14 protein-coding genes are annotated in these 13083 nt (G+C 36.9%); 8 read left to right on the forward strand and 6 right to left on the reverse strand.

Going from position 1 to position 13083, the window contains the following annotated elements:
• The first annotated feature begins 64 nt into the window (after nucleotides 1-64).
• From IPM56_03790 to IPM56_03800, 3 genes are all read left to right on the forward strand, one after another.
• Nucleotides 65-2032 carry a S8 family peptidase gene (locus tag IPM56_03790; GenBank protein QQS37086.1) on the forward strand — a complete coding sequence of 656 codons (1968 nt, stop codon included), beginning with the start codon at nucleotides 65-67 and terminating at the stop codon, nucleotides 2030-2032.
• A gap of 107 nt (nucleotides 2033-2139) precedes the next feature.
• Nucleotides 2140-2781, forward strand: coding sequence for an O-methyltransferase (locus IPM56_03795; GenBank protein ID QQS37087.1), 642 nt, complete (start codon nucleotides 2140-2142; stop codon nucleotides 2779-2781).
• A gap of 27 nt (nucleotides 2782-2808) precedes the next feature.
• On the forward strand, nucleotides 2809-3243 hold the full coding sequence (locus IPM56_03800; protein ID QQS37088.1) for a hypothetical protein: 435 nt from the start codon (nucleotides 2809-2811) through the stop codon (nucleotides 3241-3243).
• Between the two features lie 68 nt (nucleotides 3244-3311).
• On the opposite strand, the gene IPM56_03805 is transcribed toward IPM56_03800, so the two are convergent.
• The 4 genes from IPM56_03805 to IPM56_03820 form a co-directional block, all read right to left on the reverse strand.
• On the reverse strand, nucleotides 3312-4301 hold the full coding sequence (locus IPM56_03805) for a rhodanese-like domain-containing protein (protein ID QQS37089.1): 990 nt from the start codon (nucleotides 4299-4301) through the stop codon (nucleotides 3312-3314).
• 30 nt (nucleotides 4302-4331) lie between these two features.
• A complete protein-coding gene (locus tag IPM56_03810; protein QQS37090.1) occupies nucleotides 4332-5696 on the reverse strand; it encodes a hypothetical protein in 1365 nt (454 codons plus the stop codon).
• A 209-nt stretch (nucleotides 5697-5905) separates the two neighbouring features.
• On the reverse strand, nucleotides 5906-6361 hold the full coding sequence (locus tag IPM56_03815; protein QQS37091.1) for a MarR family transcriptional regulator: 456 nt from the start codon (nucleotides 6359-6361) through the stop codon (nucleotides 5906-5908).
• Nucleotides 6362-6440: 79 nt separating this feature from the next.
• Nucleotides 6441-7073, reverse strand: coding sequence for a YigZ family protein (locus IPM56_03820; GenBank protein ID QQS37092.1), 633 nt, complete (start codon nucleotides 7071-7073; stop codon nucleotides 6441-6443).
• A 109-nt stretch (nucleotides 7074-7182) separates the two neighbouring features.
• On the opposite strand from IPM56_03820, the gene uvrA reads away from it, so the two are divergent.
• Nucleotides 7183-10002, forward strand: coding sequence for an excinuclease ABC subunit UvrA (uvrA, locus tag IPM56_03825; protein ID QQS37093.1), 2820 nt, complete (start codon nucleotides 7183-7185; stop codon nucleotides 10000-10002).
• Between the two features lie 8 nt (nucleotides 10003-10010).
• Here the strand turns inward: uvrA and IPM56_03830 are convergent, their stop codons facing one another.
• Nucleotides 10011-10760 carry a sulfite exporter TauE/SafE family protein gene (locus IPM56_03830; GenBank protein QQS37094.1) on the reverse strand — a complete coding sequence of 250 codons (750 nt, stop codon included), beginning with the start codon at nucleotides 10758-10760 and terminating at the stop codon, nucleotides 10011-10013.
• 120 nt (nucleotides 10761-10880) lie between these two features.
• Here IPM56_03830 and IPM56_03835 point away from each other — a divergent pair, with 120 nt between their 5' ends.
• The gene (locus IPM56_03835; GenBank protein QQS37095.1) at nucleotides 10881-11399 is read left to right on the forward strand and encodes a hypothetical protein; all 519 of its coding nucleotides are present in this window, start codon (nucleotides 10881-10883) and stop codon (nucleotides 11397-11399) included.
• Between the two features lie 147 nt (nucleotides 11400-11546).
• Here the strand turns inward: IPM56_03835 and IPM56_03840 are convergent, their stop codons facing one another.
• Nucleotides 11547-11843 carry a hypothetical protein gene (locus tag IPM56_03840; protein ID QQS37096.1) on the reverse strand — a complete coding sequence of 99 codons (297 nt, stop codon included), beginning with the start codon at nucleotides 11841-11843 and terminating at the stop codon, nucleotides 11547-11549.
• 314 nt (nucleotides 11844-12157) lie between these two features.
• Between IPM56_03840 and IPM56_03845 the strand changes: the two genes are divergently transcribed.
• From IPM56_03845 to IPM56_03855, 3 genes are read left to right on the forward strand one after another with little or no spacing between them, the layout of a single operon-like run.
• On the forward strand, nucleotides 12158-12475 hold the full coding sequence (locus IPM56_03845) for a rhomboid family intramembrane serine protease (protein QQS37097.1): 318 nt from the start codon (nucleotides 12158-12160) through the stop codon (nucleotides 12473-12475).
• Nucleotides 12472-12705 carry a rhomboid family intramembrane serine protease gene (locus IPM56_03850; protein QQS38218.1) on the forward strand — a complete coding sequence of 78 codons (234 nt, stop codon included), beginning with the start codon at nucleotides 12472-12474 and terminating at the stop codon, nucleotides 12703-12705. The genes IPM56_03845 and IPM56_03850 overlap by 4 nt, the downstream gene beginning before the upstream one ends.
• A 24-nt stretch (nucleotides 12706-12729) precedes the next feature.
• Entirely contained in the window at nucleotides 12730-13083 is a 354-nt protein-coding gene (locus IPM56_03855) for a carboxymuconolactone decarboxylase family protein (protein ID QQS37098.1), read from the forward strand.

Below are 13083 nucleotides of genomic sequence, written 5' to 3' on the forward strand. Positions count from 1 at the left end.
TGATTCGCAGCTTGTATTATTTCATAATTGAACCATATAATTTATCAGGATTAACAACACTACTATGAAACTGATTTTAGTTGCAGCTTTAATTTTGATTACCTCTACCGGAATTTCCCAGCAGAAATATCTTATCTATTTCAAAGATAAAGGAGTTGAACGGGGAACAACTTTAAACAAAACTGATCAGGCATATCTTGATGCAATTAATCTTCTTTCAGAAAGAAGTATTGAACGCCGCAAAAGTGTTTTAGGTGAAGAGTTTATTCAGTATGAAGATATCCCGGTTAGACAGTATTACATTGATGTTCTTTCTAGAATGGGAATACAGGTATTGAATAAACTATCATGGTTTAATGCAGTCTCTGCGTATCTGACGGATGATCAGTTAACCAGTGTCAAGGATCTGGGTTTTGTTGATAAAATTGAAAAAGTAAAAAAGCTTATCCGCGAAGATGACTTTGATTTGAATTATCAACATGCTTTTAAAACTTCAGTTGATACTACCATTTACGGATCGTCTTACACACAATTAAAGATTTCAGATATTCCACTTGTGCATGCAAAAGGAATAACAGGCAGCGGTGTTATCGTTGGTATGCTTGACTCCGGTTTTGACTGGCAGCGGCATGAATCGTTACAGAATCAAAATATTCTTGACGAGTATGATTTTATTTTCAATGATACGATCACCGCAAATGAACCTGAAGATAATATAAATCAGCATGGACATGGTACATATACATTTTCAATTATCGGCGGGTATAAAGAAAACTCACTTATAGGTGCGGCGTATGGTTCATCATTCCTGCTGGCAAAGACAGAGGATATAAGAAGTGAGCTTCACGTTGAAGAGGATAATTATGCGGCAGCGTTAATCTGGATGGAGGCAAGAGGTGTTGACATAACTAGCAGTTCACTTGGTTACGCAAACGATTTTACTTCAGGTGATGACTACAGGTATTCTGATATGAATGGAAGGACTACCATTGTAACAAAAGCAGCCGAGCTTTCTTTCAACAGGGGAGTGATAACAATTACCGCCGCGGGAAATGAAGGTGATGATCCCTGGCATTATATAACCGCTCCGTCAGACGGATTTAACACAATCGGTGTGGGTGCTGTAAACAGCAACAACCAGGTTGCAGCATTCAGCGGTTACGGTCCTTCTTACGATGGCAGGATAAAACCTGAAGTTGTTGCGATGGGTGTTTCAGTTCTGGGAGCTTCGGCTAACACAACAGATTCTTATGGATTCAGCAGCGGTACATCGGCGGCAACACCGATACTTGCGGGAATTGCTGCATTATTAAAATCAGTTTATCCTCTACTTGATAATAAACAGGTAAGGAATATTCTTATTGAATCAGGAGACAATCTGCTTAATCCTGATGACAGGAGGGGATACGGGCTTGTATCAGCGACAAGAGCTATATCATTCCCGAATCTTCAGAGATCGTTCAATGATTACCAGTTGAATAAAATATTTTTAGAACGGGAAAGCATAGATCCTTCTTCAGTAAGAATACATCTCGCAACAAATGACACATCGTTTTCAAATTATGAAATGTATTATGATGGAAATTTGAAACACGCTTTTTCAGTATTCCTGTACGGACAGGGACAGGAGATAAAATTTTATTTTACATATAGTGATAGTTCCGGAAACCAATTTCGTGAACCTGAACAGAATGAATATAAATTCAAATATGGGTCACTGAATGTTTCATTAAACTACGATCCTGTTATACCTATCAGTTATGATATTTTAAGTCAGAATTATCCGAATCCGTTTAACAATTCAACTACAATAAATTTTATTGCTAAGGCTAATGAAAGGGCTGAACTCATAATCATTGATGCGATCGGTCAAAAGGTAAAAGTGATGAGCCAGCTAACATCAGAGGGAGAAAATACATTTAACTGGAACGGCACTAATGAATTTAATGTTCAGGCAGCAAGCGGTGTGTACTACTATATCCTCAGGTTAAGCGGACGTGAGTACGCTAAGAAAATGATATTAATGAAGTAGACGCGAGTTAATAAGTCTTCGTTAGCAGAATTTTATTTTTATCCGCTTTTCAATTCAAAAAAATATTTTACTATTTTTGCTCAACAATAATCACCGGTTGAGCGAACATGACTAAAATTCTGTACCAGGCTCAGGAAAATTATCTAAATCAATTTTTAAAACAAGGTGATGATCTTCTTTCAGGAATGGAAGAATTCGCATCCCGCAATAATATCCCTATTCTGTCAAAACCTGCCGCTGATCTTCTTGAACAATATGTGAAGTTAATAAATCCTAAACGAACACTTGAGATTGGTACGGCTATAGGTTATTCGACTATCAGGATCGCGAGGAATCTTAAGAAAAAAAGTAAAGTATTCACGATTGAAAAAAGCGAAGACAATATTAAACTCGCTGCTGAAAATTTTTCTAAATCAGGAAACCAGGAAAAAATAGTTTTACTCGAAGGTGATGCTCTGAACCTGATGCCGCGGTTTGATAAAAAATTTGATCTCATCTTTCTTGATGCCGATAAAGAAGACTATAAAAGACTTTTTGATTACTCCGTTGTTTTGCTGAAAAAGGGAGGCATCCTTTTCATCGATAACCTTTTATGGCATGGTTATGCAGCTTCTAAAAGTGTTCCTAAAAAGTATAAAGTTTCGACAAAATTAATTCGTGAGTTTAACGTTCTTTTTACAACGGCACCAAACCTCTTTACAACTATACTGCCTGTTGGTGATGGTATTGGTATAGGAATTAAAGTCTGAGTTTAAAACAAAAACCCGGAGAAAATCATGGCAACTGAATATGTGAATATTTCGAATGAACTTTTAAGGGCAGTTGATGAATTTTCCGATTACCAGCTAAAGGATAAAAAAGGTTTGCTGCTGATCTTCGAGGAATCAGTAACCAATAATAAAGAAAAACAACTCGAAGAATTATCGTTTAATGCCAAGTATATCAAAGGTCTTTTGCGAGTAATTAAAAACGGGACAGGCAATGCTGAGATCACAAATATTGAATCAATTAAAAAAGATTATTCCACATCTATGGCAAAGGTTGTTGAACAAATAAAAGAAATCATTTCATCAGCGAGTGCAGAGACGAGAGAACATTTTGATCATACGTATTTTGAATTGAACCAGCAGAGTTTTCATAATCTAAATGAGTTGTTGACCGATCTTGAGTGGACCAAAAAATATCTGAATGACAATAAGAGAAGCAACTGATTTAAATCCGGTTTAAAATGAAAAGTCCCGGCATTGACCGGGACTTTTTATGTTTAAATCAAACTGTATTATTGAACTACAGGATAATTCATACATTCAGTATCAACCCACTTTGTTCCTGGCATTGTATCATAGAATAAATTATTTGCGCCAAATGAAAGTGATTTAGCGTCATAACCTAAAGCTCTTAAAAATACAGCGATGTGAGCTGAGGTTTGACCTGTGTAACAATAAACAACAATTGTTTTGTTTGTTGGTAATGTCTTTAAGAAGGCAGCAAGTTTAAGATCGGTTCTTGGTGTGTATTGAATTGCACCTTCAACGTGTCCAAGATCATAATCAGCTACCGGCCAGTAATTCACAATGTAGTAGTTAGAAAGATTTTGATACATAACATCTCTTGAAATACTTGCGACTCCATAACCTTGTGCTAAAACTGTATCAAGTCTTGTTGCAAGAATTTCTGCGCCTGCAGTTTTTCCTGTACTGAGTGTAGGAAGGTCTCCTGCATTAGCTTTAACATTAGCTGTCATCTGTTTGGTTATCGGATTAGTTTGACCGTTAATCATTGTGTTATGCCATCTTGCACCATCACTCCAGCTGCACATTCCCCATTTCAAATCGAATACATTTGTATAACCTGCTAATCTTAACACGGCTACTGCAAATGCTGCTGATTGACCTGTGTAGCAGGTAACAACAACTTTAGCTTTTGTCTGAAGGTTATTAGTCCTGTAGTAGTTAAGGATATTAGCAATGGTAACATTGACCGCACCAGCAATGTGTCCAGCAGCATAATCTGTAGCGCTGCGAACGTCAATAATTGCGAGGTCGACTCCGCCTTGAATATCAGTATTTAAAGCTGAAGCTGAAATCATAGCCGGACAGGAAGTTGTATTAATAAAGTCACCACCGGCACCTTCCAGATATTCAGCAAGAAGCTGAGCTTCCGGTGTTGGAGTAACAGGTGGAGTTACCGGGTCTTCATCTTTACTGCAGCCGGCAACAAACATTATAACCGGTATAAGTAACAAATACAGAAATCTTAGTTTTATCATTTTTGTTCTCCTCTATGTTTTAGGTTGTAATTAATTAAGTCCCCATCCTGAAGGAAGTTTTCCATCAACTGTTATATGTTTTGTTGCGTTAACTTCCCAGGGTAATAGATCTGATTCAAATAAATATAGTTCTTTGTTCCTGAGTTCTGTACCTTCTTTGATTATATGGCATGCATCATAGCAAGGTTTGCCGGCTTCTACCTGAGTTCTCTCAGTAAACCTCAAGATATTATGAGGGGTTGTGTATTTATAAGTCGGATGTGCATCAAAGTTTGAAAGTACTGGAGTGCCGTAGTTGATCCAGCTATCCGGAGCCATTAAAGATCTTCTTAACAACGCGAACTCATAATTTCTTACGGCAGGAATCGGGTTCATTCCTATTTTATATCCCTGGTAAGCATGAATTCTTGCACCTTCACCGCCAATGTGACAACTGCCGCAGTTATTGTATTCCTGTGAATGACATGTGTAGCAACTGAAAGTACTAAGGTGTGCTGTATGAAACTGATTTGATTGTGCTAGCCCTGAATGACATGCCGGGTTATCACACGTAGGTAGTTCAGGATATTTATAACGCTGGTTATAAATATTTCCATCACCATGAATTTCATGTTTAGAATGACAGCTCATACAAGTAAATCCAGCTTGTGTTCTGTGTACATCAGGTACAGTTCCGGATGCGACTCCGAAAAACGCATGTCCTCCTCTTGATGTATGACATGTGGTGCAGTGATCAACCATATTCGGAGTTTTTGTAAAGCTGTGTGATTTATATAAACCGCCGCCTCCTGCCGCAGGTCGGTTGATATGGCAATCCCCGCAGGATGCATGACATTTCCCGCAGTTCTCATCATATCCTTTTTTCATCAGATCAGAAAGTTCATCAAAAGAATTTAATCCTGACCTGCTCACTACCATGTTCTTTTGACCCCAGCCCTGTTCATGTATACTGTTTTTTGCCCCGTTAACTATATTCGGATGACAACTTCCGCACTTCTCAACTGAGTGATCAGATGGATGTTTTATAAAATCACCTGAGTGTGCAAGCTTTTTATCGGGTGTATTGTCAACACCGTTGTGACATACTGTGCAATTTAATTTGCCATGTATGTCGCTCTTAAAATCTGCGTAACCTGATCCTCCCATAAATACTCTGTCATACGGTTCAATGTGAGGAGTTTCTCCGCCGCATCCGCCGCCTGCAACAATTGTATCGGGCGAAGCTATCGATTTGAGAACTTCATAATTTGTATGACAGCCTTCGCACGAACTTATATTTGCTTTATCTACGGAAGGGTTTTCTTCATCGATAGGGTCATCGGTTTCACATCCTGTCAGGATGAGGATTGAAAATAAAATCGGAAGTATAAAATAAAACCACTTTGTTGAATTCATCAGCATCACCATTAAGTTTTTGAAATTTAAACAACATCGTATTACTTAATGGGTGAGTTGAGCCAATATTTATGCCGTTAGTAACCTTTCCAAAACTTGAAAATATCAACAAAAAAAATTTTCTATTCTCAAGTTTTGGAATTATGTTCTTATAACTGGTAATGTCAAATAATTATCATAGCAACAATTGCCATTACTAAAAAATTGCCTTATGACTTTTCAATCCACTTTTCTAAGGCAGAAAGCAGATGGGTCATAGCTGTGATAAGTGGTTTGTGCTGGGGTTCCTCAATATCCTCAAGAATTTCTTTATGGATATTGATATATGCGTTGTTCAACTGCTGAACAATAAGCACACCCTGTTTGGAAAGAGAAACACGCATGTTCCGTCTGTCGGTGGGTTCGATTTCTCTAAGGACATAACCTTTAATGACGAGACCATCAATAATACGTGTGAGCCGGCTTGGACTTAACTTCATTCTCTCAGCGATCTGTTTGTTGTTCAGTGTTTCCTCGGTGCCGAATAAGCGCAAACATCTGAACTCTGCCTGAGTGAGACCATATTGTTCGGAGAGCCGAACTTCTTTCTCCTGGCAGTTTGCTAACAGTTTGAAAGTTAAATCTGCTAATTTGAAAGCATTGCTATTTATTTGAGTATCAGCCATACTATCCCCACTAATAATAATTGTTAATAACAAATTACGTTGGAATGGAAATAAAAATCAAGTAACAAATTATTTTTATTTAAAGAGACTCCACAAACACTTTTTCTTCTGATGCCTCTATTTGAATTTTTCCATTTGTCAATTCTTTGACTGACTTAATAATTTGTGCAACGGATTGAGAGGGAATCAAACATTCATAAGTCACTTCGGTTAAATAGTCCTGCTTGACGATTTTTGCGTTATTGGATTTCAAAAATTTTATCAATTGTGTTTCATGGCTGAAGTCAAATGATAAAATGAATTTATCGTGAAGATTAAGAGTTAATATCCGGGCTGCCTTCAAAGCTTCATAAGCGGAATCATAGTAAGCTTTGCCCAATGGACCAACTCCGAGTTTAGTACCGCCAAAATATCTCACAACAACGACGAGAACGTTATTCAGATCAAAATGTTCAATCGCATTAAAGATCCTTAAACCCGCAGTATGATGTGGTTCACCATCATCAGCAAACCTGGTTTTACCATTTAAAAGCTTATAAGCATAACAACGGTGATTTGCATCGTAATATTCTTTTTTAATTTTTTGTAGAAGCAGTTCTATGTCATTTTCTGTTTCCACTGGATAGACAAGACTTATAAAAAGCGATTTTCTTTCTTTTCGTTCCCTGCATATTAAACCAGAAATTGTCCGGTATTCAGAAACTGTTTTCATAGCTGTAAAAATCAATAATAAAGTGAACAAGTGCATGTTAATTTTAATTGATTATCACGCACTCTATAACTAATATAAACATTTAAATTTTCAATTTTGATGTAACCCATTGGAAAAAGAATCAATAATTATTAAAGGTGCGCGCGAGCACAACCTTAAGAATATCGATGTTGAAATTCCCCGTGATTCTCTCACCGTAATCACCGGACTTTCAGGCTCAGGAAAATCTTCACTTGCATTCGATACAATTTATGCGGAAGGGCAGCGTCGCTATATTGAATCACTTTCCGCATACGCCCGGCAATTTCTTGATATGCTTGAAAAACCGGATGTCGATTTAATTGAAGGACTAAGTCCTGCAATTTCAATTGAACAAAAATTCACAGCCGGAAATCCGCGTTCAACAGTCGGTACAGTAACTGAAATTTATGATTATATCAGGCTCCTGTTTGCAAGACTTGGAACACCGTATTGTTACAACTGCGGAAAACCGGTTACACGTCAAACTACCGCACAAATAATTGATTCAGTTCTAACCGTTCTTGATAATCAGAAAATAAATATTCTTGCCCCCGTTGTGCGGGGAAGAAAAGGACACTACCGGGAATTATTCGAGGAAATAGTTAATGATGGTTTTTTAAGAGTCAGGGTTGATGAAGAGTACCATGAGATCTCAAAGAATTTCCAGGTTGATAGATACAAAGTTCATAATATTGAAATTTCAGTTGACAGGATAACTGTCTCTGAAAAGAACAGGCAGCGGTTAACTGAATCAATCGATGTAGCGCTGAATTACGGCAACGGAATGCTGATTGTCAACGATGGAAAAAAAGATCATGTATACAGCAGACATCTGGCGTGTCTTGACTGTGGGATAAGTTACAATGAACTGGCACCGAATTCATTTTCGTTTAATTCACCTTACGGTTCTTGTCCCGATTGTGAAGGGCTCGGTGAAATCAAAGAACTTGACATAAGACTTATAATTCCTGATTGGGATAAAAGTATTAATGAAGAAGGGTTAGCGGCACTTGGTAAACCCCGATCAATATGGTTCTTCAATCAACTTAAAGCTGTTGCTGATAAATACGATTTTACTTTCGATACCAGGCTGAAGGACTTAACTGAAGATCAGAAAGATGTTTTAATAAATGGCACTAAGGATAAAATTGCTTTCTCTTATACTTACGGTAACAGCAAACCAGTAACATATATGCACAGGTTTTCTGGGTTATTCAGTTATCTGAAAAATTATTACAACACAACTTCTTCTAATCAGGTGAGGGAATGGGTTGAAGCTTATATGAATAGTATCTCCTGTAAAACCTGTAACGGGGGAAGACTAAAAAAAGAATCACTTGCAGTTAAATTTAACGGACTGAATATCAGCGATGTAACTTCACTCTCAATTACCAAAGCGTTCAATTTTTTTAATGAAGCAAAACTTTCCAAACGTGAATCTATAGTTGCAAAACCTATCCTTAAGGAAATAACGGAAAGATTAAATTTTCTACTCAATGTTGGGCTTGATTATTTAACACTTAACCGGTCAGCCAGAACATTATCCGGCGGTGAATCCCAGAGAATACGATTAGCAACACAGATCGGAACTCAGCTTGCAGGTGTACTTTATGTCCTTGATGAACCAAGTATCGGGCTTCATCAAAGTGATAATGTTAAACTGCTTAACTCATTAAAGAATCTAAGAGACCTTGGCAATACTGTTATAGTCGTTGAACATGACAGGGAAACAATTGAAAGTTCCGACTACATCGTGGATCTTGGTCCTGGGGCGGGAGAGAACGGCGGCAAAGTTTGTCTTGAAGGCGATACTAAAAAATTACTTGAATCTGAAAACGGATATGATTCGATCACTCTATCATATTTAAAACATAAAGGGAAGATCAATGTTCCGGAAAAGCGACGTGATGGAAATGGATCTTTCATAAGTCTGATCGGGGCATCAGGTAATAATCTTAAAAATGTCGAACTGAAAATTCCTCTCGGTACATTTACATTAGTCACAGGTGTAAGCGGTTCGGGTAAGTCTTCGCTTATCAATGAAACGCTTGTAAAAATCCTGATGAATAAATTTTATAAATCCAAATCAGTGCCTCTTCCATATAAAGAAATTCACGGGCTTGAGAATATTGATAAGGTCATTGAGATAGATCAGTCACCCATTGGAAGAACGCCAAGATCTAACCCTGCAACTTACACAGGTTTGTTTACCTTCATTCGTGATCTTTATGCACAGTTGCCCGAATCAAAAATGAGAGGTTATTCAACAGGAAGATTCAGTTTTAATGTTTCGGGAGGAAGGTGTGAAGAATGCGGCGGAGATGGACTTAAAAAAATAGAAATGAATTTTCTTCCGGATGTTTATGTGCTTTGCGATGTCTGTCATGGAAAAAGATACAACCAGGAAACTCTTGAAGTTTTATTCAAAACAAAATCGATCTCAGATATACTTGAAATGAGAATTTCAGAAGCGCTGGAATTTTTTGATGATCTTCCAAGGATCAAAAGAAAATTAAAAGCAATTAATGATGTGGGTCTTGGCTACATAAAATTAGGGCAGCAGGCTACGACACTTTCAGGAGGAGAAGCGCAGAGAGTTAAACTGGCAACAGAACTCAGCAAGGTCAGCACCGGAAAAACACTATACATTCTTGATGAACCAACCACAGGCTTGCATTTTGAAGATGTGAACATTCTGCTTAAAGTTTTAAATAAACTTGTTGATAAGGGAAACACTGTTGTGGTTATCGAACACAACCTGGATGTAATAAAAACTGCTGATTGGATAATTGATCTTGGTCCGGGAGGCGGGGAGAACGGCGGTAAAATAATCGCTGAAGGTCCTCCTGAACATATCATTAAAAGCAAAAAGAGTCTGACGGGAAAATTTCTTAAAGAAGAGTTGTAGCAGCTACACTAAAAAATTCCAAATAACTTTAGAGCCATAATCAGCATAGCGGCGGCTAATACCACTTTAATAATTCCTTCTCCTTTTTTTACGGATATTTTTGCTGACCACCATCCACCGAAAGCATTGCCGGCTGCGAGGCTGAGACCGAGACTCCAGTTAACATTGTTAGTTATTATGAACACAAGTAAAGCAGGTACTGTGTTTAATAATACAATAAAAACTTTGTGCATATTAACGTAGACCAGTTTTAGTTTTAACAGTGAATGCAGTGCAGCCATTAATAAAAAACCGATTCCTACCTGGATGAACCCGCCATAAAATCCGATGAAGAACATTGAAAGATATGCGGGAATAGTGATCTGAAGATTTTTGTGATCACTGTACTCTACTTTTTTCCTTGGAATAATCATTGTAAAAATAATTGCGATAATTATTCCGCCTAATATTTTTTGAAAAAGTTCATCACCGATTGTTGTTGCAATAATAGCCCCGGCAACTGCACCAGGCAGAGTAAGCAAACCTAATTTTATGCTTGTATTAAACTGCTGATAGTTTTCTTTTTTAAAAGCGTAAACAGCGGAGACATTTTGAAATAACACACCGACACGGTTTGTTCCGTTTGCTGCTGCAGAATCAAGCCCAAGAAATATTAATACCGGAAGAGTTATTGATGAGCCGCCTCCAGCCATTACATTTATAAAACCGGCAGCACTTCCGGCAGCAAAAAGTATCAGGATAGAATAGATATCTGGCAAAGAAAATCCTTATTCGTTGAGGTAAATTTAATTATATGTTTGCTGGGAAAAAATTAATGAAAACTAAAAATTATTATATTGCTGTTGTCTAATTGATAAATCAATTAAAATAGGTGTGAAATGGAAAATGTCTCCTTAGGTATAAAAAAAATTTTAACAACCAGAGCTATTGTATTTGATGTGCTGGCTCTTGCTTTTATTTACTTCACTCCGGCGCTTTCACACCTTGTAAATTTTCCGATTTATTTGCTGGAACCGATGCGAATAATGGTGATTTTATCTTTAGCCCACACAGACAAAAAAAATGTTTTCCTGATTGCGGTAACGTTACCGATCTTTTCTTTTATCATTTCCTCACATCCTTCTATAATCAAATCGACACTTATCCTGTGTGAACTTTCTTTGAATGTCTGGTTATTCTATTATCTCAGCAGGAAATTTAAAAACATTTTTATCACTGCTTTTTCAAGTATTCTTCTGAGTAAAGTATTTTATTACACTTCAAAAGCCCTTCTGATTTATTTCACAATCCTGACCGGAGAATTAGTTTCCACACCTATATACATTCAACTCGTCATGAGTTTGGTATTTAGTTTTTATTTGTGGTTTGCCTTAAAAGGTTCTGAATTAAACGGTTGAATAAAATCAGAAAAAGTAATCTTATTACAAGGTTATAGTCTTCGTTTAAAATTTAATGGTAAATCACTTACTACTTACATCCAGGCTTATATCCGTAGAATGCTGGATGTAAGTGAGTAGGAAACTAATAGAATAGTTCGATTATGTTCAGGCTGTTTCTTCCTCTAACCTGAACCCGGCAACAAATTCAAAATGCGCATCATATGGCTCAAAAGTATGAGTGATTCTGTAATGCGCAAATAATGATTCAACGTTTAACGGAAAGTGCGGCGGCATACATAAATAAAAGTAGATGTGTGTGTCACCCTTTTCTTTAATACTGTAGAGTGACATTCCCTGCGGACGGTTGATCCTATCAAAAAACAAACTGAATTCTTTAACAAACGCTTTATCTTTACCTTTGTTTACTTCCGTCTGGGTAAAGATAATCTTATACCATATCATCGTATCTCCCCTGAAAATTTACTACACAAAATTACGGAAAATTTTCATTTATGAAAACAAATGCTGAAAAATTACACGAAGTTTTCAATCATAAATTTGTTTTGGTAACCATTTTGTTCACCTATGCCGATCATCAAATATTACAATGAGTTAAACAAAAATGTTTTTTATATTTAACGGGATTTTGAAACAAATTTATAATTGTTGTGGATCAAAACATTAACCAAACCAGAAAATATACCGGAAAATTATTCCTGCCTTTACTTTTTCCGCTGATTATCTGGTTTATCTATTTCGGTTCCGAATTTTTGCAGTTGTCCCTAAGCAGTTATGGAGTTTATCCTAGACATTTTTCAGGGATTTTAGGAATTATAACTTCTCCGCTTATTCACGGGGATTTTTCACATTTGTTCTCAAATACAATTCCACTAGCAATACTCGGTACAGGTATATTTTATTTCTATCCTAACGCGGCGGTAAAGGCGTTGGGAATAATTTATTTATTAAGTAATACTTTGGTCTGGTTGTTTGCTCGTGAAGTTTTTCACATAGGCGCCAGCGGAATTGTTTACGGTTTTGTTTTTCTTTCTTTTTTTTCAGCGGGGTTTTTCGAAGAGATAATAAATCGATAGCGCTTGCATTATTGGTAACGATACTTTATGGAAGCCTTGTTTGGGGTTTATTTCCGGGCTCGCAAGGAATTTCATGGGAATCACATTTGTTTGGTGCTGTATCAGGAGTTATCGCAGCTTTCACACTGAGAAAAACTGATCCGACTCAGAAATATGATTGGGAGGATGAAGAACTTACTGAAGATGAAAAACCTGAAATTTCCTATGACAAAGAATTAAATAATTTTTAACCAAATATTTTTCAAAACACAATCATGAAAAAAAGTACATCAGAAACGCGCAAATATAGAACTGAAATGAATGATAAAATTCTGAACTCAGGGTTCAGGGATTTCAATAAATTTTTTGCTCTGGATAACAAAGCTTACATTAACGGAGCACTCAACGCAAAAACAAAAGAGCTTATGGGTTTAGCGTCTTCTATGGTGCTGAGATGTAACGACTGTATTTTTTATCATGTTGACAGATCAATACAGGAAGGAGCCAGCAGGGAAGAGTTGATGGAGACTTTCAATGTTGCATTGATTGTCGGTGGATCAATTGTTATTCCGCATCTCAGGTATGCTTTTGAAGTTATGGATGAAATTTTAGCTGAGTCAAATACCTAA

Source organism: Ignavibacteriales bacterium (assembly GCA_016700155.1).
Classification (GTDB): domain Bacteria; phylum Bacteroidota; class Ignavibacteria; order Ignavibacteriales; family Ignavibacteriaceae.

Excerpts from the sequence above, each read along its gene's own strand:
- IPM56_03790 (QQS37086.1), top strand. The coding sequence starts at position 65 with ATGAAACTGATTTTAGTTGCAGCTTTAATTTTGATTACCTCTACCGGA.
- IPM56_03795 (QQS37087.1), top strand. The coding sequence starts at position 2,140 with ATGACTAAAATTCTGTACCAGGCTCAGGAAAATTATCTAAATCAATTT.
- IPM56_03800 (QQS37088.1), top strand. The coding sequence starts at position 2,809 with ATGGCAACTGAATATGTGAATATTTCGAATGAACTTTTAAGGGCAGTT.
- IPM56_03805 (QQS37089.1), bottom strand. The coding sequence starts at position 4,301 with ATGATAAAACTAAGATTTCTGTATTTGTTACTTATACCGGTTATAATG.
- IPM56_03810 (QQS37090.1), bottom strand. The coding sequence starts at position 5,696 with ATGAATTCAACAAAGTGGTTTTATTTTATACTTCCGATTTTATTTTCA.
- IPM56_03815 (QQS37091.1), bottom strand. The coding sequence starts at position 6,361 with ATGGCTGATACTCAAATAAATAGCAATGCTTTCAAATTAGCAGATTTA.
- IPM56_03820 (QQS37092.1), bottom strand. The coding sequence starts at position 7,073 with ATGAAAACAGTTTCTGAATACCGGACAATTTCTGGTTTAATATGCAGG.
- IPM56_03835 (QQS37095.1), top strand. The coding sequence starts at position 10,881 with ATGGAAAATGTCTCCTTAGGTATAAAAAAAATTTTAACAACCAGAGCT.
- IPM56_03840 (QQS37096.1), bottom strand. The coding sequence starts at position 11,843 with ATGATATGGTATAAGATTATCTTTACCCAGACGGAAGTAAACAAAGGT.
- IPM56_03855 (QQS37098.1), top strand. The coding sequence starts at position 12,730 with ATGAAAAAAAGTACATCAGAAACGCGCAAATATAGAACTGAAATGAAT.